The sequence below is a fragment of the Serratia sp. MYb239 genome (assembly GCF_002966855.1).
Taxonomy (GTDB): domain Bacteria; phylum Pseudomonadota; class Gammaproteobacteria; order Enterobacterales; family Enterobacteriaceae; genus Serratia_B; species Serratia_B rhizosphaerae.
In genome coordinates, this window is record NZ_CP023268.1 from 2,041,490 (window position 1) to 2,066,431 (window position 24,942).

The 24,942-nt window shown below is 54.8% G+C and carries 25 protein-coding genes, 1 pseudogene and 1 other annotated feature; of the genes and pseudogenes, 24 read left to right on the forward strand and 2 right to left on the reverse strand.

Annotated features, from left to right (window positions below):
- Nucleotide 1: 1 nt before the first annotated feature.
- The 18 genes from CLM71_RS09785 to CLM71_RS23920 all read left to right on the forward strand — a co-directional run bounded on the left by CLM71_RS09785 (nucleotide 2) and on the right by CLM71_RS23920 (nucleotide 18,502).
- Nucleotides 2-1,786: a GMC family oxidoreductase gene (locus CLM71_RS09785; protein ID WP_105230852.1), complete on the forward strand. Its 1,785-nt coding sequence runs from the start codon at nucleotides 2-4 to the stop codon at nucleotides 1,784-1,786.
- A gap of 12 nt (nucleotides 1,787-1,798) precedes the next feature.
- Nucleotides 1,799-3,136: a cytochrome c gene (locus tag CLM71_RS09790; RefSeq protein WP_105233293.1), complete on the forward strand. Its 1,338-nt coding sequence runs from the start codon at nucleotides 1,799-1,801 to the stop codon at nucleotides 3,134-3,136.
- 197 nt (nucleotides 3,137-3,333) lie between these two features.
- The gene (locus tag CLM71_RS09795; RefSeq protein ID WP_105230853.1) at nucleotides 3,334-3,816 is read left to right on the forward strand and encodes a type VI secretion system tube protein Hcp; all 483 of its coding nucleotides are present in this window, start codon (nucleotides 3,334-3,336) and stop codon (nucleotides 3,814-3,816) included.
- A 39-nt stretch (nucleotides 3,817-3,855) separates the two neighbouring features.
- Nucleotides 3,856-4,716, forward strand: a complete 861-nt coding sequence (locus CLM71_RS09800; protein ID WP_145961132.1) for a hypothetical protein — start codon at nucleotides 3,856-3,858, stop codon at nucleotides 4,714-4,716.
- 439 nt (nucleotides 4,717-5,155) lie between these two features.
- Nucleotides 5,156-6,439: an HAAAP family serine/threonine permease gene (locus CLM71_RS09805; protein ID WP_105230855.1), complete on the forward strand. Its 1,284-nt coding sequence runs from the start codon at nucleotides 5,156-5,158 to the stop codon at nucleotides 6,437-6,439.
- A gap of 151 nt (nucleotides 6,440-6,590) precedes the next feature.
- Entirely contained in the window at nucleotides 6,591-7,724 is a 1,134-nt protein-coding gene (locus CLM71_RS09810; protein WP_105230856.1) for an ABC transporter substrate-binding protein, read from the forward strand.
- 86 nt (nucleotides 7,725-7,810) lie between these two features.
- Nucleotides 7,811-7,987 carry a hypothetical protein gene (locus CLM71_RS23910; RefSeq protein WP_158684799.1) on the forward strand — a complete coding sequence of 59 codons (177 nt, stop codon included), beginning with the start codon at nucleotides 7,811-7,813 and terminating at the stop codon, nucleotides 7,985-7,987.
- Nucleotides 7,988-8,144: 157 nt separating this feature from the next.
- Nucleotides 8,145-9,713 carry a right-handed parallel beta-helix repeat-containing protein gene (locus CLM71_RS09815; protein ID WP_105230857.1) on the forward strand — a complete coding sequence of 523 codons (1,569 nt, stop codon included), beginning with the start codon at nucleotides 8,145-8,147 and terminating at the stop codon, nucleotides 9,711-9,713.
- A gap of 274 nt (nucleotides 9,714-9,987) precedes the next feature.
- Nucleotides 9,988-11,916, forward strand: a complete 1,929-nt coding sequence (gene thrS, locus CLM71_RS09820) for a threonine--tRNA ligase (RefSeq protein WP_105230858.1) — start codon at nucleotides 9,988-9,990, stop codon at nucleotides 11,914-11,916.
- Between the two features lie 3 nt (nucleotides 11,917-11,919).
- Complete coding sequence (gene infC / locus CLM71_RS09825; protein WP_015672100.1) at nucleotides 11,920-12,471, forward strand: translation initiation factor IF-3; 552 nt, start codon at nucleotides 11,920-11,922, stop codon at nucleotides 12,469-12,471.
- Between the two features lie 98 nt (nucleotides 12,472-12,569).
- A complete protein-coding gene (gene rpmI, locus CLM71_RS09830; protein ID WP_004931418.1) occupies nucleotides 12,570-12,767 on the forward strand; it encodes a 50S ribosomal protein L35 in 198 nt (65 codons plus the stop codon).
- 43 nt (nucleotides 12,768-12,810) lie between these two features.
- Nucleotides 12,811-13,167 carry a 50S ribosomal protein L20 gene (rplT, locus tag CLM71_RS09835; protein WP_004931417.1) on the forward strand — a complete coding sequence of 119 codons (357 nt, stop codon included), beginning with the start codon at nucleotides 12,811-12,813 and terminating at the stop codon, nucleotides 13,165-13,167.
- A 114-nt stretch (nucleotides 13,168-13,281) separates the two neighbouring features.
- Nucleotides 13,282-13,405: a sequence feature (Phe leader region), on the forward strand.
- Nucleotides 13,287-13,331 carry a pheST operon leader peptide PheM gene (pheM, locus tag CLM71_RS24120; protein WP_121626058.1) on the forward strand — a complete coding sequence of 15 codons (45 nt, stop codon included), beginning with the start codon at nucleotides 13,287-13,289 and terminating at the stop codon, nucleotides 13,329-13,331. (Overlaps the previous feature by 45 nt.)
- A gap of 140 nt (nucleotides 13,406-13,545) precedes the next feature.
- Nucleotides 13,546-14,529, forward strand: a complete 984-nt coding sequence (gene pheS, locus CLM71_RS09845; protein ID WP_105230860.1) for a phenylalanine--tRNA ligase subunit alpha — start codon at nucleotides 13,546-13,548, stop codon at nucleotides 14,527-14,529.
- Between the two features lie 14 nt (nucleotides 14,530-14,543).
- Entirely contained in the window at nucleotides 14,544-16,931 is a 2,388-nt protein-coding gene (pheT, locus tag CLM71_RS09850) for a phenylalanine--tRNA ligase subunit beta (RefSeq protein ID WP_105230861.1), read from the forward strand.
- 4 nt (nucleotides 16,932-16,935) lie between these two features.
- Complete coding sequence (gene ihfA / locus CLM71_RS09855) at nucleotides 16,936-17,232, forward strand: integration host factor subunit alpha (RefSeq protein WP_054307187.1); 297 nt, start codon at nucleotides 16,936-16,938, stop codon at nucleotides 17,230-17,232.
- A gap of 603 nt (nucleotides 17,233-17,835) precedes the next feature.
- Nucleotides 17,836-18,306, forward strand: coding sequence for a hypothetical protein (locus CLM71_RS09865; protein WP_145961130.1), 471 nt, complete (start codon nucleotides 17,836-17,838; stop codon nucleotides 18,304-18,306).
- Nucleotides 18,284-18,502: a hypothetical protein gene (locus tag CLM71_RS23920; protein WP_145961129.1), complete on the forward strand. Its 219-nt coding sequence runs from the start codon at nucleotides 18,284-18,286 to the stop codon at nucleotides 18,500-18,502. The genes CLM71_RS09865 and CLM71_RS23920 overlap by 23 nt, the downstream gene beginning before the upstream one ends.
- A gap of 87 nt (nucleotides 18,503-18,589) precedes the next feature.
- On the opposite strand, the pseudogene CLM71_RS24240 reads toward CLM71_RS23920, so the two are convergent.
- Nucleotides 18,590-18,835: pseudogene (locus tag CLM71_RS24240) on the reverse strand (Presumed portal vertex protein); the annotation flags it as partial.
- Between the two features lie 161 nt (nucleotides 18,836-18,996).
- Here CLM71_RS24240 and CLM71_RS09870 point away from each other — a divergent pair.
- Together CLM71_RS09870 and CLM71_RS09875 are read left to right on the forward strand one after the other, a co-directional pair.
- On the forward strand, nucleotides 18,997-20,184 hold the full coding sequence (locus CLM71_RS09870; RefSeq protein ID WP_105230864.1) for an MFS transporter: 1,188 nt from the start codon (nucleotides 18,997-18,999) through the stop codon (nucleotides 20,182-20,184).
- A gap of 62 nt (nucleotides 20,185-20,246) precedes the next feature.
- Nucleotides 20,247-21,176 (forward strand): AraC family transcriptional regulator, encoded by a 930-nt coding sequence (locus tag CLM71_RS09875; protein ID WP_158684800.1) that lies wholly within the window; start codon nucleotides 20,247-20,249, stop codon nucleotides 21,174-21,176.
- 53 nt (nucleotides 21,177-21,229) lie between these two features.
- On the opposite strand, the gene CLM71_RS24125 is transcribed toward CLM71_RS09875, so the two are convergent.
- A complete protein-coding gene (locus tag CLM71_RS24125; RefSeq protein WP_187043239.1) occupies nucleotides 21,230-21,370 on the reverse strand; it encodes a hypothetical protein in 141 nt (46 codons plus the stop codon).
- Between the two features lie 231 nt (nucleotides 21,371-21,601).
- On the opposite strand from CLM71_RS24125, the gene CLM71_RS09880 reads away from it, so the two are divergent.
- From CLM71_RS09880 to btuD, 4 genes are all read left to right on the forward strand, one after another.
- Nucleotides 21,602-22,024: a DUF2502 domain-containing protein gene (locus CLM71_RS09880; protein WP_105230866.1), complete on the forward strand. Its 423-nt coding sequence runs from the start codon at nucleotides 21,602-21,604 to the stop codon at nucleotides 22,022-22,024.
- 179 nt (nucleotides 22,025-22,203) lie between these two features.
- Complete coding sequence (gene btuC / locus CLM71_RS09885) at nucleotides 22,204-23,205, forward strand: vitamin B12 ABC transporter permease BtuC (RefSeq protein ID WP_105230867.1); 1,002 nt, start codon at nucleotides 22,204-22,206, stop codon at nucleotides 23,203-23,205.
- 76 nt (nucleotides 23,206-23,281) lie between these two features.
- Nucleotides 23,282-23,833, forward strand: coding sequence for a glutathione peroxidase (locus CLM71_RS09890; RefSeq protein ID WP_105230868.1), 552 nt, complete (start codon nucleotides 23,282-23,284; stop codon nucleotides 23,831-23,833).
- A gap of 14 nt (nucleotides 23,834-23,847) precedes the next feature.
- A complete protein-coding gene (btuD, locus tag CLM71_RS09895; protein WP_105233295.1) occupies nucleotides 23,848-24,603 on the forward strand; it encodes a vitamin B12 ABC transporter ATP-binding protein BtuD in 756 nt (251 codons plus the stop codon).
- The last annotated feature ends 339 nt before the right edge of the window (nucleotides 24,604-24,942 follow it).

The following is a 24,942-nucleotide window of genomic DNA, read 5'->3' on the forward strand; positions in this document are numbered from 1 at the left end:
AATGGCAACGCTAATGAAGAAAAAGGACGTGGTAATTGTCGGGTTTGGCTGGGTCGGCGCCATTATGGCGAAAGAGCTGACCGAAGCCGGGTTGAATGTGGTGGCGCTGGAGCGCGGCCCGATGCGCGATACCTATCCGGACGGCTCTTACCCGCAGGTGATCGACGAACTGACCTACAATATTCGCCGTAAGCTGTTCCAGGATCTGTCGAAAAGCACGGTCACCATTCGCCACAACAGCAGCCAGACCGCGGTGCCTTACCGCCAGCTGGCGGCGTTCCTGCCGGGCACCGGCGTCGGCGGCGCCGGCCTGCACTGGTCGGGCGTGCATTTCCGCATCGATCCGATCGAACTGCGCATGCGCAGCCACTATGAAGAACGCTATGGCAAAAACTTTATTCCGAAGGATATGACCATCCAGGATTTCGGCGTGACCTACGACGAACTGGAGCCGTACTTCGATAAGGCGGAGAAAGTGTTCGGCACCTCCGGCACCGCCTGGTCAATCAAGGGTAAAGTGGTCGGCGAAGGCAAGGGCGGTAACCGCTTTGCGCCGGATCGCTCCGACGACTTCCCGCTGCCGGCGCAGAAAAACACCTATTCCGCGCAGCTGTTTGAAAAGGCCGCGCGCGAGGTGGGGTATCACCCGTACAACCTGCCGTCCGCCAATACCTCGGATTCCTATACCAACCCGTACGGCGCGCAGATGGGGCCATGCAACTTCTGCGGTTTCTGCAGCGGTTATGCCTGCTATATGTACTCCAAAGCCTCGCCGAACGTGAATATCCTGCCGGCGTTGCGGATGGAAAAACGCTTTGAACTGCGCACCAACGCCAACGTGCTGAAAGTGAACCTGACCGACGATAAATCGCGCGCCACCGGCGTGACCTATGTCGACGCGCAGGGGCGTGAAGTGGAACAGCCGGCCGATCTGGTGATCCTGGGCGCCTTCCAGTTCCACAACGTGCATCTGATGCTGTTGTCCGGCATCGGCAAGCCGTACGATCCGGTGACCGGCGAAGGCGTGGTGGGGCGTAACTTCGCCTATCAGAACATGACCACCATCAAGGCGTTCTTCGACAAGAATGTGCACACCAACCCGTTTATCGGCGCGGGCGGCAACGGCGTCGGGGTGGATGACTTCAACGCCGACAACTTCGACCATGCGAAAGAAGGCTTTGTCGGCGGCTCGCCGTTCTGGGTCAACCAGGCGGGCACCAAGCCGATCTCCGGCGTCCCTACGCCTGCCGGTACGCCAAACTGGGGCAGCGAGTGGAAAGCGGCGGTGGCGGACTCTTACACCCACCACGTATCGATGGATGCTCACGGTGCTCACCAGTCTTACCGCAACAACTATCTGGATCTGGATCCGAACTACAAAAACGTGTTCGGTCAGCCGTTGCTGCGCATGACCTTCGACTGGCAGGAAAATGACATCAAGATGGCGCAGTTCATGTTCAACAAGATGGAACCGATTGCCAAGGCGATGAACCCGAAACATATCATCGGCAGCCCGAAAAATGCCGACAGTCACTTTGATACCACCAGTTACCAGACCACCCATATGAACGGCGGCGCGGTGATGGGGGAAGATCCGAAGACCAGCGCGGTTAACCGTTACCTGCAAAGCTGGGATGTACACAATGTGTTCTCTATCGGCGCGTCGGCCTTCCCTCAGGGGCTGGGCTACAACCCGACCGGCACCGTTGCGGCGCTGGCGTACTGGTCTGCGCGCGCGATTCGCGAACAGTATCTGAAGAACCCGGGCCCACTGGTGCAGGCATAAGGACGGCTGATGATGAAAGCAATTATTCCCGCACTGGTCGCCAGTGCTCTGAGTTTCTCTGCGTTCGCGCAGGACGCCACGGTCAGCAGCGAGCTGATCAAGCGGGGTGAGTATCTGGCGCGCGCCGGTGACTGCGTAGCCTGCCACACCAACGGCAAGAGCGGCAAAGAGTTTGCCGGCGGCCTGGCGATGGAGACGCCGATCGGCACCATTTACTCCACCAACATTACGCCGGACAAGAAAACCGGCATCGGTGATTACAGCTTCGAAGATTTTGACAACGCGGTACGCAAGGGCGTCGCTAAAAACGGCAGTACGCTGTATCCGGCGATGCCGTTCCCGTCGTTTGCGGTGATCAAAGAAGACGATATGCGCGCCATGTACGCCTACTTTATGCACGGCGTGCAGCCGGTGGAAGCGGCCAATAAGGATTCCGACATTCCGTGGCCGCTGTCGATGCGCTGGCCGCTGAGCATCTGGCGCGGCATGTTTGCGCCGTCGCCGGCCGATTTTGTCGAAGATACGAAAGCCGATCCGGTGGTGGAGCGCGGTCGTTATCTGGTTGAGGGGCTGGGCCACTGCGGCGCCTGCCACACGCCGCGCAGCATTACCATGCAGGAAAAGGCGCTGAACGAGAAAGAGGGCGACGACTACCTGTCCGGCAGCAATGCGCCGATTGACGGCTGGGTGGCTTCCAGCCTGCGCGGTGAGAACAGGGACGGCCTGGGCAGCTGGAGCGAAGCCGAGCTGACCGAGTTCCTGAAAACCGGCCGTAACGACAAGGCCATCGTGTTCGGCGGCATGAGCGATGTGGTTGAACACAGCCTGCAGTACCTCAGCGACGAAGACCTGACTGCCATCGCCCGCTACCTGAAAACGCTGCCGCCGAAAGGCGGTAAGCAGCAGGCTGCGCCGGTGGAAGACAGCGTCGCCAAAGATCTGTGGCGCGGCGACGACAGCAAGCCGGGAGCGGCGCTGTATGTGGATAACTGCGCGGCCTGCCACCGCACCGACGGCGTGGGCTATAAGCGCGCCTTCCCGGCGCTGAAAGGCAACCCGGTGGTGCAGACTGAGGACGCGACCTCGCTGATCCATATCGTGCTGACCGGCAACACCACGCCGGCGGTGAAGGGCGCGGTGTCCAACATCACCATGCCGCCGTTCGGCTGGCGTCTGAACGACCAGCAGGTGGCGGACGTGGTGAACTTTATCCGCACCAGCTGGGGCAACAAGGCCGGCGCGGTCAGCGCTGCAGATGTTGCCGCGGTGCGTAAGGACCGCTCAATGATCCGCAATGAGAAAGAGATGGGCAGCGCTGCGGTGCCGGATCATCCGGACGCGCATAAGTAACGGCGATTGCTTACCGATAAATGTTCAGGCCCCGTAAGGGGCCTTTTTTATGGCGTTGTCCGCTGAGGTTAATCCGATAATCACCCGCGCTATTGCCACGGGGAATACCCGTGTCAAATTTTGACCAATTGCCGGGTTGCATATCGATTATGAGGCTAATATATTAAAAAATTGTCATTATTTTGGTGGAAAATGTTATGGCGATAGATATGTTTTTAAAGGTTGAAGGTATTGAAGGCGAGTCGAAAAACGCCAAACATCTCAAATGGATTGATGTTGTCTCCTTCAACTGGGGCGCGAAGCAGCCGGGCAATGTCGCCGTAGGCGGCGGCGGAGGCAGCGGCAAAGTCAACTACCAAGACCTGACCATCCAGGCGCTGATCGATAAATCCACTCCCGCACTGCTGAAATACTGTTCTACCGGCAAACACCTTCCCAAACTGCAATTATCCATCTGCAAATCAGGCGGCCAGGAAATCGAATACACCAAGATCACGCTGGAAGAAGTGCTGCTTACCGCCACCGAGTTTATCGGCCAGTCTTACGGCGCCACGCTGGGCATGGCGTATTCGTTCCAGGCGGGCAAGGTTTCGCTGGAGTACAGTGAGCAAACCGCCGACGGCGGTAAAGGGCCTTCTTCCATTGCCGGCTGGGATATCAAACAGAATAAAGAAGTTTGATTAACCGGCTGTCGATTGTGACAGCTTAACGGAGTCGTTATGGCATTTCTCAAAGCGCATGAAATAGCAGGGTTAACGGTCAGTCCTACAGGTGAACTTAACGTAGATGCAAATTTCCTCACCCCGGAGGTCATGAGGGAAGCGCAGATAATCGTCGGTTCGATGACGCCGGATCAGGTTTCCAAACTGACCAAAGTGTCGGAAAGCCAGATCGCCTTCACCCTGAATGACTACCGCGATAAGATTAATAAACTGCAGAACACTGACAGGGAGCGCGGCGGCACCCGGCCGGGCGGCACGATTTCACATATCGACAACCGCATTTCGTTGCCGATGATGCCGCCAAGCTGGGGGATCAAGGCCCAGTATCTGGATAACGTCAGCAAGGTAGCCGGCGGCGGCGCGACGCTGGTGGCTGCGGGCGCGATGCTGTTTAGCCTGGGGGCGGGGGGCGCCGGCAGTATTTTAGGCCGCAGTTTGCTCACGGCCGGCACCGGAGGCGCCACCGGTTGGGTGACGCACTTCGTCACCAAGAAGATCCAGTCCGTTAACCAGATTGCGGGCTATCTGAAGAGCCTGGCGGAGATGTACAACACCACGCACAACTCGCTGCTTGAGTTCAACAAGGAAATCCGGCGCAAAAAAATCGCCTATGCGCGTGACAATAGCGCCAATGCGCAGAGTTTTGAAGATAAGGTGATGCAGGATAACGATATCTATACCCCCGCCGAAAAAGCGGAGATGGATACCTTGATGCGCGCCTTTGTCGGTAATGATTACCAGAGCGTGAAGATTACCGGCGACAGCGTACGTTTCATCGAGTTCAGGTTCGTGCGCGGGGACTCGCTGACTGTGAGCAAGACTGCGTATAGTCACCTGGCAGATTTGAAATTCTCTTAATGCTTACCTGCATACGACGACGCGAGCGTATGACGCTGCGCCGTCGTGTCAAGGATATGCCCACCCGATGATGCGCCGCGCGCGTCAGTGAGTAAACCGCGGCTCTTTCTCCTGATGTTCTAATGGGTTACCGCCGGCGTAAAAATCAGCAGCCTCGGCCTTCGCCCGGTTCTCCCTGATACTTTCCCTGCTTTTCGCGTAAACCGTGCATGATTATGCTGAACCCGTACGGGAACTATGGATTAATCGTTCACGAAGCGCGCAGTTAACCGCATAAACATAGACCCATCCTGCATTTTTAATTATCCTTTGCCGTCCTTTCAACAGGCAATAATATGATTTCATTGATTAAATCATTGAATTATAAAATAAAATATCACGGAGAAGGAAGTTCCGTTGAGCGCAATCGTTGTCGTTACAGATTAAGGTAAGCTGTCTCATGAGTACTATTTCTCCGGATTCCGGCGCTCTGGCGGTCCCGCCATCGTCGCGTTGGAACAAAACGGACACCGTATGGATGTTCGGTTTATATGCCACGGCGGTCGGCGCCGGCACGCTGTTTCTGCCGATTAACGCCGGCCTGAACGGCCCGCTGGTTTTGTTGCTGATGGCGCTGTTCGCGTTTCCGCTGACCTATCTGCCGCACCGCGCCCTGAGCCGGTTTGTGTTGTCCGGCTCCAGCCGCGACGGCAATATCCATGATGTGGTGGTGGAGCACTTTGGCGTGCTGGCCGGTAAAATTATCATGGTGCTCTATCTGCTGGCGTTTTTCCCGATCGTGCTGGTGTACAGCATTTCGATCACCAATGCGCTGAACAGCTTCCTGATCCACCAGTTCCACGTCACGCCGCCGCCGCGCCTGTGGCTGAGCCTGGCGGTAGTGGTGGTGCTGAACCTGGTGCTGCTGCGCGGTAAAGACGGCATTGTCGCCGCCATGGGGATGCTGGTCTTCCCGCTGCTGGTGTTCCTGATGGGGATTTCGCTGTATCTGATCCCGAGCTGGAATACTGCGCATTTCACCCAGGGGCTAATGAGCACGCAGTTTGATAGCCCGTCGCTGTGGCATTCGCTGTGGCTGGCGGTGCCGGTAATGGTGTTCTCCTTCAGCCATGCGCCGATCATCTCTTCCTTCGCCTCGACGCAGAAAAGCCTGTACGGCGATAAGGCGGAGCGCCGCTGCGCGCGCATTATGCGCTATAGCTATGTGCTGATCTGCGTCACCGTGCTGTTCTTTGTCTTCAGCTGCGTGTTGAGCCTGTCTTACCAGGATATGGAGCAGGCCAAAGCGCAGAACATTACCGTGCTGACCACGCTGGCGAACAAGTTCTCCAACCCGCTGATCGCCTACCTGGGACCGATCATGGCGATGCTGGCGATGGCGAAATCCTACCTCGGCACCTCGCTGGGCGTTACTGAAGGGGCGACCAGCCTGATTGACGGCGTCACCCGGGCGCTGGGTAAGCCGCTGAGCTCACGTGCCACGCACCGTATTTCGGCGGTGGTGCTGTTCCTGCTCACCTGGGCGGCGACGGTGTGGAACCCGAGCGCGCTGCATATTATCGAAACCATCAGCGGCCCGCTGATCGCAGTCATCCTGTTTATCCTGCCGATGTATGCGGTGCGTGCGGTGCCGTCGATGCATAAGTACCGCGCCCTGAGCAATATCTTCGTCTTGGTGATGGGATTGATTGCCCTGTCGGCGCTGATTTACGGCCTGATGTAATACCGCCGGCGCATCGCAGGATGCGCCGGTTTCTTTTGATGGTTGTTAACACCTGTTTGCAATTCAGCCGCTGAAAAACGCCGTTGATTTTTGATAATAAAAGTAATTCTCATTATGCTTTCCTGGTTGATATTTTACTAAGGAGCAGCGTGTGTCCCGTCGAATTATTCCGCTGGTGTTAGCCTGCGCCAGCGTTTTCTCCGCCCAGGCCCTGGCGACCCAATATCCGTTAACCTTAACCGACACCTCCGGCCAGCGTGTGACGCTGAAGCAGGAGCCGAAGCGCGTCGTGGTGCAGGACGGCCGTGATATTCTGACGCTGGCGCTGCTGGACCGCGCCGATCCGTTCAGCCGGCTGGTAGCCTGGAATAACCTGCTGAAAAAGAGCGACGGGGCAACCTGGGACATCCTGAAAAGCAAATGGCCGGCGGCCAATAACATCCTCGATATGGGCTTTAGCGACCATGGCGAGGTCAATCTGGAAAGCGTGATCGCCAAACAGCCTGACCTGATGATCGCCCAGCTGCGTTCGAAACCCTCGCTGGAACAGACCGGCGTGCTCAAGCAGCTGAAAGCGCTGGGGGTGCCGGTGCTGTTTATCGATACCATGCTGAAACCGGTGGAGAATACGCCGAAAAGCGTGACCTTACTGGGCGAGGCGCTGGATCGTGAACCTGAAGCCAAGCAGTACACCGACTTCTATCAGCAGCACTATCAGAATATCGTAGCGAAAACTAAGGCCATCGAACCCAAGCCGCTGGTGTTTATCGAAGCGAAAGCCGGGCTGAACGGCCTGGAGTCCTGCTGCTTTACCCATGCGCATGTCGGCTGGGGCGGGCTGGTGGAAGCGGTCGGCGCGCGTAATATCGGCTCTGAGCTGCTGCCCGGCGCCACCGGCGACGTTTCGCTGGAGAAAGTCATCAGCATGAAGCCGCAGGTGTATATCGTGTCCGGCTCGCAGTGGGCGACAAAAACCAACGCCGCAGTGCCGTTTGGTTACGGCGTCACGCAAAAGCAGGTGGACGACGCCTTTACCCGGATGAAGCAGCGCCCGGGCTTTGCCCAGATTGACGCGGTTAAACAGGGGCGCTTCTACGGTATCTACCATAACTTCTATAACCATCCGTACAATATTGTCGGGCTGGAGTATCTGGCGAAATTTATTTACCCGGCGCAGTTCAAAACGCTGGATCCGGCGCAGACCTATAGCGACATCCTGAAGAACTTTACCGAAGTGCCTGAAGGCAAGGGCGTACTTGGCGCTCAGGCGCCGGGCGGCAAGTAACCTGACCGGAAAAACGGGAGGGCGCCGCGCTTTCCCGTGGCGCCAGGGCCGGCGGTCTTTGCCGGCACGAATCGATAAGCCAGAAAATGACTGAAATAATTGCCAACGTCATCATTAATATTGTCGGCACGTTGCTGACGTTCCTTTGTGATATTACCGAACTGGTATTTTCCTGCCTGAAAGGACCGCTGTGGCGGCGGTTGTTAATTTCCCTGCTGATTTTCCTGGCGATGCTGGGCGGACTGTTGTGGTGGGGGCGTTAATGACGCGATAGCCGTTGTTGTGTGGGGTCACAACATACCGGATTGGCTCGGTTTTCTGCCGTATTTCCTCTTAAATGCTCTGAGGCTTCCAGGCGCGTTGGCCGGGCAAGCGTAGTCATGACGTTTATACAGAGCAATATCGACGAGGAGAGTCAATATGGAACATGTTCAGACGGGAAACCAGGAACGGTATGCCGTTGCGGGCGAGGGAAATTATACCCCAGAAATGTTCGGCGCCGCCGGTGACGGTGTGGCCGACGACCGTACAGCGATTCAAGCGGCGATTGATGCGGCACATCAATCTTATTTGTTGCACGGGACGCCCTGTCTCGTGACGCTGGGAGCGAGAACGTATATCGTATCGAAAAACCCGGCCTCAACCACGATTGCCGGCGAGGTCTCGGCTGGTTTTGGCTGCCTGAATATGCGCTCGGGCGTGACGCTGTGCGGCAGCGGGACGATTAAATTGATGCCCGGTACGGCAGGTACCGTCCCGGGCGCGATCGTGACCAACTGGAGCGGTGCTTGCACCGATATCAGCATTGCAGGGATCACCATTGACGGTAATGCCTCCCAGGTCAGCGCGTTAAGTATGGTGGCGATCAATATCGTCGATTCCCGACGAGTCCGCATTCATCAGGTCCGGGTTCATAACAATAACGTCGGTAGGGCCGGCGGTATTTATTTACGTAGAAGCGGCAGCTCAACCTCAGCATATGGTTGTCAGGAGAGCATGGTTACCGCGTGCTATGTACAGGATGTCGCCTATATCGGTATTCAGGCAGAGCGCCCTGACGGGATTATCATCTCGGGGAACTACGTGATGAATACGGGGGATAATGGCATTGATATTGAAGGTAATACGCCGGAAAGCGCTTCCGGTACCGCCCGCCAGATGAATATTACCGGCAATATATTAAGAAATAACAAGAACGGTATTTTTATCGAATCCTGCTCGGGTGCCGTTATCAACGCGAATGACATCGCTGAGGTAGCGGGGATTGGCATTGTCAGCAACCGAATCAATTCCGGTTCATTTAATAACGTGATTACCGGCAACAGAATTGCAGGTACGGCCAGTAACACGGCCTACGGTCTGAGGGTGATTAATAGTTCTGGCAACTGTTTGATTCAGAGCAACTATTTCACCAGCCTGCAGAGCGCGATCAGGCTCAACGGCATGGCAACGCGGGTATTCATTGGTGAGAACACCCATGCTGATATTGAGCGATTTATTGTCCAGCTGGATGCAACGACGGACTATCCAGTTGCGGCCCTCAGAAGCCTGGTTGCCCGGCAGTTCATTATGGGCGGACAGAAAAACGGCTTTCCGGCATTGATGTCGCCGCTGGGCAGCCCGGGGAACTTCCCTAACCGTTTCTCGATAGGTACCTGCGATCGCGGGCATTTTTCTGACTTAAACGGGGCGGGAGAAATCAACTTCGCGCGCGGCAGCCTGATGTTGCAATATCACCCAGATTGGAAAGGATACGCCTTATATAATTACCGCGGCGACGGCTATACGGAAATTTTGGCCACGGCGGCCGTGCCGGGCGAATATCTCCTGATTAACGGCGAAACCTACCTGGTGGATGCGGGTCATACTCCGAGTCAAAGAAGAGTGAAGCGCTGGGATGGCAGCCGTTATGCGGATGGCGATTGGAGAAGCTATTTAGATCGGGATTATCAGGGCGAGATTAAACGCCGTGAGTGGGGAACGCTTTAACTTCCCTTAATGATGCCCGGCGTATGAGACCGGGCATTGCTGCGTTTTCATCCGGGGGCTGGGAAGTCACGGGTAGAAGTCCGCCCGCTCAAGGTGATACACTGTCCGGCGTTATGGCGTCACACCAGCGGCACATCGCAAATTCTGTGCCGGTGCGTGTATATATTTGGCAGAGTGAAGCTAAATAGCGCCAATAACTCATCGATGTTAAACAAAAATGTTTTTCTATATGTGATCTGTCGTGTGGGTCACCACTGTAGATAAGGAATTATTAATGCCTGTTATTACGCTTCCTGACGGCAGTCAGCGTCATTACGACCACGCCGTATCCCCCCTGGACGTTGCCCGCGATATCGGCCCTGGCCTGGCGAAAGCCTGTATTGCCGGCCGTGTGAACGGCGAGCTGGTCGATGCCTGCGATCTGATCGAGTCCGATGCGCAACTGGCGATTATTACCGCCAAAGACGAAGAGGGGCTGGAGATTCTGCGCCACTCCTGCGCGCACCTGCTGGGTCATGCTATCAAACAGCTGTGGCCGGACACCAAAATGGCCATCGGCCCGGTGATCGACAACGGTTTCTACTATGACGTTGATCTGGACCATACCCTGACGCAGGAAGACCTGGATCTGCTGGAAAAGCGGATGCATGAGTTGGCCGACAAGGATTATGACGTCATCAAGAAAAAGGTCAGCTGGCAAGAAGCCCGCGACACCTTCGCCGCCCGCGGCGAAAGCTACAAAGTGGCGATTCTGGATGAGAACATCAGCCGCGATGACCATCCGGGCCTGTATCACCACGAAGAATACATCGACATGTGCCGCGGTCCGCACGTGCCGAACATGCGTTTCTGCCACCACTTCAAACTGCAGAAAACCTCCGGCGCTTACTGGCGCGGCGACAGCAAGAATAAAATGCTGCAGCGCGTCTACGGTACCGCCTGGGCGGATAAAAAGCAGCTGAACGCCTACCTGAAGCGTCTGGAAGAAGCGGCCAAGCGCGACCACCGTAAAATCGGCAAGCAGCTCGACCTGTATCACATGCAGGAAGAGGCGCCGGGCATGGTGTTCTGGCATAACGACGGCTGGACGATTTTCCGCGAGCTGGAAGCCTTTGTGCGCGTGAAGCTCAAAGAGTACCAGTACCAGGAAGTGAAAGGTCCGTTTATGATGGACCGCGTGCTGTGGGAAAAAACCGGCCACTGGGATAACTATAAGGACGCAATGTTCACCACCTCTTCGGAGAACCGTGAATACTGCATCAAGCCGATGAACTGCCCGGGCCACGTGCAGATCTTCAATCAGGGCCTGAAGTCCTACCGCGACCTGCCGCTGCGTATGGGCGAGTTCGGCAGCTGCCACCGCAATGAGCCGTCCGGCTCGCTGCACGGCCTGATGCGCGTGCGCGGCTTCACCCAGGACGACGCCCACATCTTCTGTACCGAAGATCAGGTGCGCGCCGAAGTGAACGACTGCATCAAGATGGTCTACGATATGTACGGCACCTTTGGTTTCGACAAGATTGCGGTGAAATTATCCACCCGTCCTGAGAAACGCATCGGCACCGACGAAATGTGGACCCGAGCGGAAGATGACCTGGCGGCCGCGCTGACTGAAAACGGCATTCCGTTTGAATATCAGCCGGGTGAGGGCGCATTCTACGGACCAAAAATTGAATTTACTCTGCATGATTGTTTGGATCGTGCATGGCAATGTGGTACCGTGCAGCTCGATTTCTTCTTACCGGGCCGTTTAGGCGCTTCGTACGTTGGCGAAAACAACGAACGCGTGGTGCCGGTAATGATTCACCGTGCAATTCTGGGCTCCATGGAGCGCTTCATCGGTATTCTGACCGAGGAGTACGCCGGGTTCTACCCAACCTGGATCGCCCCTGTGCAGGTGGTGGTGATGAATATCACCGACGGTCAGTCTGATTACGTCCAGCAATTAACCAAAAAACTGCAAGATGCAGGCATTCGTGTTAAAGCGGACTTGAGAAATGAGAAGATTGGCTTTAAAATTCGCGAACATACTTTACGTCGGGTTCCCTATATGCTGGTGTGCGGTGATAAAGAGGTCGAAGCAGGCAAAGTTGCCGTTCGTACCCGCCGTGGCAAAGACCTGGGAAGTCTGGACGTAAGTGAAGTCGTAGACAAGCTGCTGCACGAGATTCGCAGCCGTAGTCTTCATCAACTGGAGGAATAAAGTATTAAAGGCGGAAAACGAGTTCAACCGGCGCGCCCTAATCGCATCAACGGAGAGATTCGCGCCCAAGAGGTTCGCTTGACAGGTTTGGATGGCGAGCAGATTGGTATTGTCAGTCTGAGAGAAGCTCTTGAAAAGGCTGAGGAAGCTGGCGTCGATCTAGTCGAGATCAGTCCTAATGCCGAACCGCCGGTTTGCCGAATCATGGATTACGGCAAATTCCTCTACGAGAAGAGCAAGTCGACGAAAGAGCAGAAGAAGAAGCAAAAAGTTATTCAGGTCAAGGAAATCAAATTCCGGCCTGGTACCGATGATGGCGACTATCAGGTCAAACTACGCAACCTGATTCGCTTTCTGGAAGACGGCGATAAAGCCAAAATCACCCTGCGTTTCCGCGGGCGTGAAATGGCGCACCAGCAGATCGGCATGGAAGTGCTTAACCGCGTCCGTAAAGACCTGTGTGAAGATATGGATCTGGCAGTGGTCGAATCCTTCCCTACGAAGATCGAAGGCCGTCAGATGATCATGGTGCTCGCACCCAAGAAGAAACAGTAAGGCTTCCAAGTAATCGAACCCGCGCAGCGCTTGCGTTGTGTGGGTTTTATTCGCCTCACTGATTCGTTGTTTAACAATGCGAAGTGGATTTAATTAAAATGCCAAAAATTAAAACTGTACGTGGTGCAGCCAAGCGCTTCAAAAAAACCGGCAGCGGTGGTTTTAAGCGTAAACATGCTAACCTGCGTCATATTCTGACCAAAAAAGCAACCAAGCGTAAACGTCACCTGCGTCCGAAAGGCATGGTGTCTAAAAACGATCTGGTCCTGGTTACCGCGTGCCTGCCGTACGCATAAGCCACATTTTTTGATTCAAGAATAAGACTTTAGGAGAGAGCATATGGCTCGCGTAAAACGTGGTGTAATTGCACGCGCACGTCACAAGAAAATCATGAAGCAGGCGAAAGGCTACTACGGTGCCCGTTCGCGCGTATATCGTGTTGCCTTCCAGGCAGTAATCAAAGCAGGTCAGTATGCTTACCGCGACCGTCGTCAGCGTAAGCGTCAGTTCCGTCAGCTGTGGATTGCACGTATCAACGCAGCTGCTCGTCAGAACGGTCTGTCTTACAGCAAGTTCATTAACGGCCTGAAAAAAGCCTCTATTGAAATTGACCGTAAGATCCTGGCTGACATCGCAGTATTCGACAAAGTGGCCTTCGGCGCACTGGTTGAAAAAGCGAAAGCAGCTCTGGCGTAAGTCAGTGGAAGAGGGAGCTTGCTCCCTCTTTTAATCTTTGCCCGCCGGGCAGGTGTTGACTTTTATTGAGCGCCGTTTTATCAATGTGGTTAAACCGCAACCAACAAGGTAATGCAAGCATGCACGCTGCTATTTTCCGTTTCTTTTTTTACTTTAGCGCCTGACTTCAGGAGGCTTTGCGCGTAAGAAAAGAAACGGAAAGTAGCGCCTAAGCCTCCCCTGTGGAGGCTTTTTTTGTTTGGGGCGAAGGAAAATGCATTTTTTTGCCCCAAAGGCGGACGAAAAGATAGATAACTACTTATTTATCAAGGTATTATTAAACGGTAATCCCTTAACGACTATTTAGCGGGCCACACCGGCCAGAGGAAGAGGAAAGCAATGCCACATCTCGCAGAGCTGGTTGCCAATGCCAAGGCAGCCGTAGAAGATGCCCAGGATGTTGCCGCGTTGGATTTGGTACGCGTCGAATATTTAGGCAAAAAAGGCCATTTCACCCTGCAGATGCAGTCGCTGCGCGAACTGCCGGCGGAAGAACGTCCGGCCGCAGGGGCGGTGATCAACCAGGCGAAACAGCAGGTTCAGGAAGCGCTTAACGCACGTAAAAACGCGCTGGAAACCGCGGCGCTGAACGAGCGTCTGGCGGCAGAAACCATCGACGTTTCCCTGCCGGGCCGTCGCATGGAAAACGGCGGCCTGCACCCGGTTACCCGCACCATTGACCGCATTGAAACCTTCTTCGGCGAGCTGGGCTTCTCCGTGGCGACCGGCCCGGAAATCGAAGATGATTACCACAACTTCGATGCGCTGAATATCCCGGGCCACCACCCGGCGCGCGCTGACCATGACACCTTCTGGTTCGACGCCAAGCGCCTGCTGCGCACTCAGACCTCCGGCGTGCAGATCCGCACCATGAAAAACCAGCAGCCGCCGATCCGCATCATCGCGCCGGGCCGTGTCTACCGTAACGACTACGATCAGACCCATACGCCGATGTTCCACCAGATGGAAGGCCTGATCGTCGATAAAGACATCAGCTTTACCAACCTGAAGGGCACGCTGCACGACTTCCTGAACAACTTCTTTGAAGAAGATCTGCAGGTGCGTTTCCGTCCGTCTTACTTCCCGTTCACCGAGCCTTCCGCCGAAGTCGACGTGATGGGCAAAAACGGCAAATGGCTGGAAGTACTGGGCTGCGGCATGGTGCACCCGAACGTATTGCGTAACGTGGGCATCGATCCTGAAGTGTATTCCGGCTTCGCCTTCGGCATGGGCATGGAGCGTCTGACGATGCTGCGCTACGGCGTGACCGATCTGCGCGCATTCTTCGAAAACGATCTGCGTTTCCTCAAACAGTTTAAGTAAGGCGGGAATATCACATGAAATTCAGTGAACTCTGGTTGCGCGAGTGGGTAAACCCGGCCATCAGCAGCGAAGCATTATCCGAACAAATCACCATGGCCGGCCTGGAAGTGGACGGCGTGGAACCGGTTGCCGGCGCGTTTACCGGCGTGGTGGTGGGCGAGGTGGTCGAATGCGGCCAGCACCCTAATGCCGATAAACTGCGCGTCACCAAGGTTAACGTCGGCGGCGAGCGTCTGTTGGACATCGTTTGCGGCGCACCGAACTGCCGTGCCGGCCTGAAAGTGGCGGTCGCGACCGTGGGCGCGGTGCTGCCGGGCGATTTTAAAATCAAGGCGGCGAAGCTGCGCGGCGAACCGTCCGAAGGCATGCTGTGCTCCTTCTCCGAGCTGGGCGTTTCCGACGATCACGACGGCATTATCGAACTGCCGGCGGATGCGCCGGTAGGCACTAATATCCGCGAATACCTGAAACTGGACGATAACGCGATCGAAATCAGCGTAACGCCGAACCGTGCCGACTGCCTGGGCATTATCGGCGTGGCGCGCGACGTCGGCGTTCTGAACCAGCTGGCGCTGAACGTGCCGGATATGACGCCGGTTGCCGCCACCATCGACGATACCCTGCCGATCCGCGTTTGTGCGCCACAGGCGTGTCCGCGCTACCTGGGCCGCGTGGTGAAAGGCATCAACGTCAAAGCGCCAAGCCCGCTGTGGCTGCGTGAAAAACTGCGTCGCTGCGGCATCCGTTCCATTGACGCAGTGGTGGACATCACCAACTACGTGCTGATGGAGCTGGGTCAGCCGATGCACGCCTTCGACCTGAACCGCATCAACGGCGGCATCAACGTGCGGATGGCGAACGAAGGGGAAACCATTACGCTGCTGGATGGCAACGAAGCCAAACTGCAGGCCGATACCCTGGTGATCGCCGATGACAAACAGGCGCTGGCGATGGGCGGTATCTTCGGCGGCGAACATTCCGGCGTGAACGAAGAGACGCAGGACGTGCTGCTGGAGTGCGCATTCTTCAGCCCGCTGGCGATTACCGGTCGCGCGCGTCGTCACGGTTTGCATACCGATGCTTCCCACCGCTACGAGCGCGGCGTGGATCCGGCGATGCAGTACCAGGCGATGGAACGCGCCACCCGCCTGCTGCTGGATATCTGCGGCGGTCAGGCCGGCCCGGTGATTGATGTGACGCATGAAGGCGAACTGCCGCAGCGCGCGACCATCACGCTGCGCCGTGAGAAGCTGGACCGCCTGATCGGCCACGTGGTGCCGAGCGAACAGGTGAGCGATATTCTGCGCCGTCTGGGCTGCGAAGTGACCGAGCAGGGCGATGACTGGCAGGCGGTGGCGCCGAGCTGGCGTTTCGATATGGAAATCGAAGAAGATCTGGTGGAAGAAGTGGCCCGCGTCTACGGCTACAACAATATTCCTGACGTGCCGGTGCGCGCCGATCTGGTGATGACCCAGCATCGCGAGGCCGACCTGACGCTGAAGCGTGTGAAAACCCTGCTGGTCGATCACGGCTTCCAGGAAGCGATCACCTACAGCTTTGTCGATCCTAAAGTTCAGGCGCTGCTGCACCCGAACGAAGAGGCGCTGATCCTGCCAAGCCCGATCTCGGTCGAGATGTCGGCGATGCGTCTGTCGCTGTGGACCGGCCTGCTGTCGGCGGTGGTGTACAACCAGAACCGTCAGCAGACGCGCCTGCGCCTGTTCGAAAGCGGCCTGCGCTTTGTGCCTGATAGTTCAGCAGATCTGGGTATCCGTCAGGATGTCATGCTGGCGGGCGTAATTGCCGGCCATACCCACGATGAACACTGGGATCTGGCAAGAAAGCCGGTGGACTTCTATGATTTAAAAGGGGATCTGGAATCTGTCCTGGAGTTGACCGGTAAATTATCCGAGATTCAGTTCAAGGCAGAGGCCAATCCGGCGTTACACCCGGGGCAGAGTGCGGCTATTTATTTACACGGTGAGCGCATCGGTTTCATCGGTGTGGTGCATCCGGAACTTGAGCGTAAACTGGATCTTAACGGTCGCACCGTGGTGTTTGAACTGGAGTGGGATAAGGTCGCAAGCCGCGTCGTGCCTCAGGCGCGGGAGATTTCTCGCTTCCCGGCAAACCGTCGTGATATCGCCGTTTTGGTGGCTGAAAACGTGCCGGCAGAAGATATTTTGGCGGAGTGTAAGAAAGTTGGCGCAAATCAGATAGTTGGCGTAAACTTGTTTGATGTGTACCGTGGCAAGGGCGTAGCAGAGGGTTATAAGAGCCTGGCTATCAGCCTGGTATTGCAGGATACCGCCCGTACACTGGAAGAAGAGGAGATCGCCGCTACCGTTGCAAAATGCGTAGAGGCTCTAAAACAGCGATTCCAAGCATCCTTGAGGGATTGAACCTATGGCGCTTACTAAAGCTGAAATGTCTGAACACCTGTTTGAAAAGCTGGGGCTTAGCAAACGGGATGCGAAAGATTTGGTAGAACTGTTTTTTGAAGAAGTCCGTCGGGCTCTGGAGAACGGTGAACAGGTCAAACTGTCCGGCTTCGGCAATTTCGACCTGCGTGACAAGAATCAACGTCCGGGGCGTAACCCAAAAACCGGCGAAGACATCCCAATTACGGCGCGCCGCGTGGTGACCTTCCGTCCGGGGCAGAAGTTAAAAAGCCGGGTGGAAAACGCGAGCCCGAAAAACTAACACGGGTAGTAACACTAAAAAGGCCGCTGATGCGGCCTTTTTCATGCCTTGTATCGCGGCACAGTTCATATAACACAATGAGTTAAAAAGAATGATAGTCCATGCAGGCACTTGAAAAACATTCAGATGTGGACACGATGCGGACGTTAAACTTCGACTTTTCCTCTTAGTGGATTGTATGAAATCGCATCTTGCAAAAAAACGATAGGCCATGACACCGGTGAGCCGTTGCGTGATATGGCGATGACGGCGTGGGCGTCGACGTGGCGCATTCCACAGTTTAAGCCGATTGGTGTGCCGACCATGGGCGCGTATCGCAATGAGGGCGCGGGTTTTGCGCCTTGTGGCGAGCTTCTGGTGCGGGTTGGTTGGATTCTTTCTTAAAATCGTTATTATGCTGTAATAATGCGCGATTAAGGAGGCGTTTTGTATGGATGCATATGGAATAGGTAAGGCTGTATTTGATGGTGTCGTATCGATACCCAAGGATGCATGGTTAGGGCTGGAAAGAACCTTACAAGACCTGAGGTTGAGCACAGACGGCCGCTACATCAACAACGGAACTTTGCCGACGATGCCCGGTTCGGTAGGGCATTACGCAAGTTGGTCAGTAATCCGCGCACATCGTGGGATATAGCGACCATCATCATCAATGACTGTCTTGATAAACTCCCGGATTCCGCAATACAAAAAATTTACGACAATATGTCAACCGGCGGGACGAAGCTTGCGTCACGTCAGGCCACGCAGTTATTTGTTGTCGGCTATATCACGAAAAAAATACTTGCTGATGCATTGTTGTCCGTTGCCATTTCCCGCATCACTCGAATGTCGGTCGGAGCCATTGCCGGTGGGCTGGTTATTCAGGGAATGATAGCGAGGGCTTCGGAGGCATCACGCAGGCTTCTTAATGATAACCCGCGTCTGTACTGGAAGCTGCGCCACCAAGATTTTGACATGCTGTATTTTCTTTTTGAGGGGATGTTAAAACCCTATATTCAACTGAGCCGCATGCATCATGCCGGTGATGGACGATTCGAACAGGTGTTAAATGAAATTGAACGTATGGGATAAGGTAAAATCGCTGTTTTATGGGCTTGTTCATACCCTTGTTCCTGTACTTACCGGGGGGATGGCGGTACTGGCGTGGGTGATTTTTATCGAGCATGAGTATTTTAAATATGTCGTGCCGGTGTGTGTGATAGTGGTCGGAAGCTTGATTGTCTTTCTTACCCCTGACCGTCGTTCAAACAGGAAAACAAACGATTAAAAAAACCGCCCTGCAGGGCGGTTTCGTGTGTTACTCGTCATCGTTATCGAGGGTATATTTTTTAAATCGGATCACTTCAATCCCCTGTCAGTTATTCAGCTCCTTGAAACGCGCGTTAGTTCATTATGAACAAAGACTGTTGCAGCTTTCTCCTCGTCGCCCATTGAGCCGACGTTTCCCTACTTGCCGTCCATCAGTTGATAGGTGATGCGACGGGCGTCGAACTTTCTTGATGGTGAAGACATTGCTTTTCGTTGCCACCTTGTTGAGCGACATGATTTTGATGCCGTCGGGATTACCATTCGGCGCGTAGGAATACAGATTTTTAAAGCTCTTAGCAAGATAGGATAACTATTGCGCTGTTCAGGATAATATTATTCGGTGACTGTGCTGTATATTAAAATATAGGCGGCTTAATCGCAGGTGTTTTTATATTCATGATAGATCTGAAAATAAATTAGGCGGTTTGATCAAAAATCAATGAGGGAAGAATTATGTGTTCAAGTCATTCTGATGAAAGAAGTGTTTTAATACTGATGATTGCAGTAGCGATTATTGGCTGTAATGCTTTCCTGCTCAGTCCTATCCTGAATGACATTGCCTCGAGCCTTTCGGTTTCGGTAGCACAAATAGCCAGAGCCATTGCGGCTTATGGTGGGGCTACCGCACTTTCCTCGTTATTCCTGGCTCCCTATGCCGCTATGATTGGTGTAACAAGGTCTATGCGTTATGCCGCAATGCTGATGGTGATGGGTATAGTGCTGAGTGCGGGCGCTACGACAGGGGGGATGCTTATTCTTGCTCAAGCGTTGACTGGGATTGCCGCGGGGCTGATGTTACCGGCGACTTATGCCATTACAGCGTATGTCGCGCCAGAGGGGGGCTCGTCGGCTGCCCTCGGTAAGGTAATCGCGGGGTGGTCGCTGGCGATGGTGGCGGGCGTCCCCCTTTCTGCCGCCATTTCTGACATGGCAAACTGGCGTATTGCATATGGCATTCTGGCTATAATGGGGGGGGTATTTTTATTCTTCAGCATAAAACTTCCTGAAATAGATACATCAGATGAGAGATCAGGGTTTTCATTTTATGCGTATCGCTCGAACCCCGAAATATTGATTGTTTTTTTGATTACTTTGCTTTACATGACATCATTTTATGGGGTGTACTCGTTTATTGGTACCTTTACCAGAAACAATTTTAATGATAACGCTACGTTAGCCAGTGGAGTTACCATGTTTTATGGTGTGGGTTTCGGTCTGGCAAGTATAAAATCAGGTTTAATTGATCGCTATAGTCCTAAGTCGATAGCCTGGTTAATATTTGTCGCTATATCTTTGGTGTACTTTGCTATCTCTCAGAATAGTTCTAGTTTGTTTTTTCTGTTTATGATCTGTTTGATTTGGGGTGGGGTTAATAATTTTGGGTTGAATGTTATTGTTAGCATGATAATACAACTTAGTCCTGGATGTAAGACGACCTCATTAGGTATTTATAGTGCCTTATCATATGGAGGGGCGATGATCGGCAGTTTTTTATATGGGTATATATTTAATCAGTGGGGTTTTTCTGTTACTGCTATTGTTTCGTTAATTCTGTGTCTTATATCGGCATTACTTGCCTGGGTTAACGTAAACTATGTCGGAAAGGCACGAAGTCACGGTGTAAAAAAACAGAAAAATTGAGAACCTATCTTAGTGCTATACTTGCTCTGTCAATAATGGTGAGCAATGATGAAGGAGCCAATATGAATAAAATTGATAATACTCAGCACGATAGTGAGATTATCCGTAATTTTGGCTTTCCTTCGGCAGATGTGATCGCGGACTCTACCCTTTCTGGGTGGCGAAGCCTCTTTACGGTGTTGCATAAACAGCGACTCGATACTGATGAGTGTCAACGACCTGCCACGGCACAGCATCAATTGGTACTGTATTGTGGCGGAACAGAAAGCGGTGAAGTGAGTTTTAATCAGGAGTCATGGAAAAAATATACTAAAAGGAAAAATGAGTGGTATATAGCTCCTGCAGGTGGTTCAGGAAGCGTTTGGCGCTGGAAAAATATGACGGAGACAGACCAGGACTCGTATATTTTTCGCATCCTGCTGTCAGCGCAATCTTTGGCTGATGCGGCTTTACAGCTGAATGCCGACTCTTCGATAAATTTAATCCCGCGAATCGGTATTGTCGATGATTTTATGTTACAGCTTGCCCGGCAGCTTCGGGACGAAATGATAGCGCCTAGCCTCTATGGCTGTTCGTATGGAGAGGCATTATCAGCGGTACTGTCGATACATATCTTAAAAAATCACGCAGAGCTTAAGACGATTGAGGTACCCGGAAACGGTTCTTTATCCATGCAGAAAAGGGAGCTTGTGCGAGAATATATTGCAGAAAACCTGGATGGTGTGTTGTCGTTGGATGAGATGGCTGCACTTGTATCACTCAGTAAGTTTCATTTCTCAAGATTATTTAAAAACACGTTTGGTATGGCCCCTTACCGTTATATATATAATGCCAGGATGAACCTGCTTGCCAGATTGCTGGCCGATAGCGATGAGCCATTATATTCCCTGGCCGATAAAGTCGGATTTAGTTATAGCACCAATTTGATCAGGGCATTTAGGCGATTTAAAGGCGTGACGCCAATGGAATATCGTAAAGCGATAAGGGGATGATATTAGGTAAACAGACATTGATATGATAATCAAAGGGGCCGCAGCCCCTGAGCTTAACGATGGCGATAGTGCTCTTGCGGGCCGCCGTGGCCGCCGCCGTGCGGGCCACCGTCGCCATGGGGGCCGAAACAGCAGGCGCTCAACAGGGTGGTGAGCAGGGCAGCGCCGACCAGGGCGATAATACGTTTGGTCATAATCATTTTCCGGGTTACAAGGTGCAGTGATTATAAATAACCGCCGGCCGCAGCGTCCGTCAGTAAATCGTTAAGCGCTGTTAGCAGTCATATTTCCGTTGACTCTGGCAGCGTAATGTCAGTATTGCGTAAAGATGCCGAAAACAATCTGCAAATAGGCATCGGTGAGATAGTCGGGAAATAGTCACCTTGCTATAACGGCGCCTGCTTCAAATAACCCGAGACTATTACATGAATAAAATGTTGTTGCTGATGTGCCTGCTGCTGCCGGTGGCGGCGCAGGCGGAGGTGTTTATCGATATCAATGTGCCCGGCGTGTCGCTGCATCTGGGCGATCGGGATCATCGCGGTTACTACTGGGATGGCTACGACTGGCGTCCGCCGCAGTGGTGGCATGCGCATCAGGGGCGCGGCATCGGCGAACGTAACGACCGTGGATATTACTGGGACGGCGGCCGCTGGCAGCCTCCGGCGCAGCATGGGGAAGGCCGCCGCGGCGATGCACACCACGCTGACGACGACCGCAGCCATCATGACGGGCATCCGCATGCTGATCACGAGCAATCGCATGAAAGCAACGATCGTCATGATGGTGGTCACGGCGCGCAGGATAGCGGTAAACCGTACCCAAAACGGGGCGATGAGCATCGCTGATCGCTTACCGCTTACGCAGTTATCCGTGCTCGCCCTTTGAACGGCAGGGCGAGCTGGCTGCCATTTTCCCCTCCGCGATGCGACAAAGGCTTTCCCTGACGTCGTTAACCCCCTAATATTTAACTACAGATGTTAACGATCCGGCCGGCTTCTTCGGCCCACAGGGAATTGCCGCGTTTATGCCAACCAGCCAGACTTTCACGCTTTTACTGAAAAACCAGCGCCGGCGCGATAAGCGCTATCTGTCACTGTTGGCATTGGGCGTGGCGGTGGCGCTGGTGTTCAGCCTGAGCGCCGGCGATCTCTGGCTGTGGCCGAACCAGTGGTTTGGCGACGCCGGCCGGCTGTTTGTCTGGCAGTTGCGTCTGCCGCGCGCGCTGGCGGTGATGCTGGTAGGCGCCAGCCTGGCGGTGGCCGGTGCGGTAATGCAGGCGCTGTTTGAAAATCCGCTGGCGGAACCGGGGCTGCTGGGCGTCGCCAACGGTGCCGGCGTGGCCCTGGTGCTGACGATTCTTCTGAGCCACGGGCTGCTGCCGGTGGCGTGGATGAGCCTCAGCGCGATTATCGGCGCGCTGGCGATGACCTTGTTACTGCTCGGGTTTGCCCGCCGGCGACGTCTGACCAATACGCGCCTGCTGCTGGTGGGGGTGGCTTTGGGCATCGTCTGCAGCGCCGTTATGACCTGGGCGGTCTATTTCAGCTCCAGCCTGGATCTGCGCCAGCTGATGTACTGGATGATGGGCGGTTTTGGCGGCGTCGACTGGCGGCAAAAATGGCTGATTGTGGCGCTGTTGCCGGTGGTGCTGTGGCTGTGCCGGCAGGGTAAGGCGCTCAACCTGATGACGCTGGGGGAAACTCAGGCGCGTCAGCTGGGCCTGCCGCTGCACCTGTGGCGCAACCTGCTGGTATTGGCCGTCGGCTGGTTAGTGGGCGTCAGCGTGGCGCTGGCGGGGGTGATCGGCTTTGTCGGTCTGGTGATCCCGCATATGCTGCGGCTGAGCGGCCTGACCGATCAGCGTTACCTGCTGCCCGGCTGCGCGCTGGCCGGCGCCGGCGTGCTGTTGGCCGCCGATGTGGTGGCGCGTATCACGCTGCTGTCGGCGGAGCTGCCGATCGGCGTGGTAACCGCCACCCTCGGCGCGCCGCTGTTTATCTGGCTACTGACCCGGGTGAAGGCGTAAGCTGGCTGTGGCAGGCATCCGGCGCAGGCGCCGGACTTTTACCGATGACGACTCTCAAACTCACAGGATAACGATGATGACACAGGCTATTTATGACATTCCGCTGACCACGATCGACAACCGCCAGACCACGCTGCAGGCGTATCAGGGCGATGTGCTGCTGGTGGTCAATGTGGCTTCAGAATGCGGGTTGACCAAACAGTATGCAGGTCTGGAAAAACTGTATGAAACGTATCGTCAGCAGGGGCTGACGGTGCTGGGCTTCCCGTGCAATCAGTTCCTGGCGCAGGAGCCGGGCAGCAATGAGCAGATTCAGGCATTTTGCCGCACCAATTTTGGCGTGCAGTTCCCGCTGTTTAGCAAGATCGAGGTGAACGGCGCCAACCGTCACCCGCTGTATCAGGCGCTGATCGCCGCGCAGCCTGCTGCGCTGGCGCCGCAGGGCAGCGAATTTATGGCGCGACGCATCAGTAAGGATCAGGGGCCGAAACAGCCCGGCGATATCCTGTGGAACTTCGAAAAGTTCCTGATTGGCCGTGACGGCCAGGTGATCCAGCGCTTTGCCCCGGATATGACGCCGGAAGATCCGCTGCTGACGGCGGCGGTGGAGCGGGCGCTGAGCCGTTAAGGGATATGGAGACGATGCTGCAGCTTAGCCAGGTCGGGGTTACGGGGCGCCTGGCCCCGTTTAGCGCGCAGATCGCGGCAGGGCTGCAGGTGCATCTGATCGGCCCGAACGGTGCCGGCAAGAGCAGCCTGCTGGCGCGCCTGGCGGGGCTGTTGCCGGGGGACGGAACGATCGCGCTGGACGGGCGGCCGCTGGACGACTATCAGGCCGGTGAGCTGGCACGGCGGCGTGCCTATCTGAGCCAGCAACAGCCGCCGGCGGCGCTGATGCCGGTATTCCAGTACCTGGCTCTGCACCAGCCGGTGGGCGCAGCGGCGCAGGCGGTGGAAAACGCCATGCTTTACCTGTGTCAGAGCCTGAAGCTGACCGATAAGCTGTCGCGCATGTTGCAGCAGCTTTCCGGCGGCGAGTGGCAGCGGGTGCGGCTGGCGGCGGCGCTGCTGCAGGTATGGCCCAGCATTAATCCGCACAGCCGGCTGTTATTGCTGGATGAACCGACCAGCGCGCTCGACGTGGCGCAAAAAGTGGCGCTGGATCGCCTGTTGCATGAGTTCTGCCGCAGCGGGCGCAGCGCGCTGGTGTGCGCGCACGACCTCAACCATACGTTACAGCAGGCAGATCGCGTCTGGCTGCTGCAGGCCGGGCAGGTGGTCAGGCAGGGCGTAACCCATGAGGTGATGGAGCCGGCTCTGTTGTCACAGATTTATGAGGTGGATTTTCATATGCAGTCGACGGGCAATCAGCGCTGGATTATGACTACCACCGCCTAAGCGTTTTATACGCGCAGGATAAGTAAACGGAATATAAACAAACTTCATAAAATAGCCGGCTAAATACCGGCATCTCGTGCTGATATATTTGAGTTAAATTCGACCGCTCCCTTGAAAAACACACTTCAAGTGCTAGGCTTAATATAAGTTCACTTATTTTAAGATATAATTGTTAATAATTATAACTTATTGCTTTTTGGTGGATTTATTCTATTCCTCACGGCGATTCCGCCGTCAAAACTTCTGCAGAAAATGAATTTCATCTTAAGGTTTAGTTAAGCTTGCCGCCGTACATTGACCATGGAACAACCGGGAACGACTTTCTCCGGCGTTTACTAT

What these genes read in the sequence shown, in the direction of transcription:
- CLM71_RS09785 (WP_105230852.1), top strand. Translation starts at nt 2, where the DNA reads ATGGCAACGCTAATGAAGAAAAAGGACGTGGTAATTGTCGGGTTTGGC.
- CLM71_RS09870 (WP_105230864.1), top strand. Translation starts at nt 18,997, where the DNA reads ATGTGTTCAAGTCATTCTGATGAAAGAAGTGTTTTAATACTGATGATT.
- btuD (WP_105233295.1), top strand. Translation starts at nt 23,848, where the DNA reads ATGCTGCAGCTTAGCCAGGTCGGGGTTACGGGGCGCCTGGCCCCGTTT.
- CLM71_RS09800 (WP_145961132.1), top strand. Translation starts at nt 3,856, where the DNA reads ATGGCATTTCTCAAAGCGCATGAAATAGCAGGGTTAACGGTCAGTCCT.
- btuC (WP_105230867.1), top strand. Translation starts at nt 22,204, where the DNA reads ATGCCAACCAGCCAGACTTTCACGCTTTTACTGAAAAACCAGCGCCGG.
- CLM71_RS09795 (WP_105230853.1), top strand. Translation starts at nt 3,334, where the DNA reads ATGGCGATAGATATGTTTTTAAAGGTTGAAGGTATTGAAGGCGAGTCG.
- CLM71_RS23920 (WP_145961129.1), top strand. Translation starts at nt 18,284, where the DNA reads ATGAAATTGAACGTATGGGATAAGGTAAAATCGCTGTTTTATGGGCTT.
- rpmI (WP_004931418.1), top strand. Translation starts at nt 12,570, where the DNA reads ATGCCAAAAATTAAAACTGTACGTGGTGCAGCCAAGCGCTTCAAAAAA.
- CLM71_RS23910 (WP_158684799.1), top strand. Translation starts at nt 7,811, where the DNA reads ATGACTGAAATAATTGCCAACGTCATCATTAATATTGTCGGCACGTTG.
- rplT (WP_004931417.1), top strand. Translation starts at nt 12,811, where the DNA reads ATGGCTCGCGTAAAACGTGGTGTAATTGCACGCGCACGTCACAAGAAA.
- CLM71_RS09805 (WP_105230855.1), top strand. Translation starts at nt 5,156, where the DNA reads ATGAGTACTATTTCTCCGGATTCCGGCGCTCTGGCGGTCCCGCCATCG.
- CLM71_RS09880 (WP_105230866.1), top strand. Translation starts at nt 21,602, where the DNA reads ATGAATAAAATGTTGTTGCTGATGTGCCTGCTGCTGCCGGTGGCGGCG.
- CLM71_RS09875 (WP_158684800.1), top strand. Translation starts at nt 20,247, where the DNA reads ATGAATAAAATTGATAATACTCAGCACGATAGTGAGATTATCCGTAAT.
- pheS (WP_105230860.1), top strand. Translation starts at nt 13,546, where the DNA reads ATGCCACATCTCGCAGAGCTGGTTGCCAATGCCAAGGCAGCCGTAGAA.
- CLM71_RS24125 (WP_187043239.1), bottom strand. Translation starts at nt 21,370, where the DNA reads ATGACCAAACGTATTATCGCCCTGGTCGGCGCTGCCCTGCTCACCACC.
- ihfA (WP_054307187.1), top strand. Translation starts at nt 16,936, where the DNA reads ATGGCGCTTACTAAAGCTGAAATGTCTGAACACCTGTTTGAAAAGCTG.
- thrS (WP_105230858.1), top strand. Translation starts at nt 9,988, where the DNA reads ATGCCTGTTATTACGCTTCCTGACGGCAGTCAGCGTCATTACGACCAC.
- CLM71_RS09890 (WP_105230868.1), top strand. Translation starts at nt 23,282, where the DNA reads ATGACACAGGCTATTTATGACATTCCGCTGACCACGATCGACAACCGC.
- CLM71_RS09815 (WP_105230857.1), top strand. Translation starts at nt 8,145, where the DNA reads ATGGAACATGTTCAGACGGGAAACCAGGAACGGTATGCCGTTGCGGGC.
- pheT (WP_105230861.1), top strand. Translation starts at nt 14,544, where the DNA reads ATGAAATTCAGTGAACTCTGGTTGCGCGAGTGGGTAAACCCGGCCATC.
- CLM71_RS09790 (WP_105233293.1), top strand. Translation starts at nt 1,799, where the DNA reads ATGAAAGCAATTATTCCCGCACTGGTCGCCAGTGCTCTGAGTTTCTCT.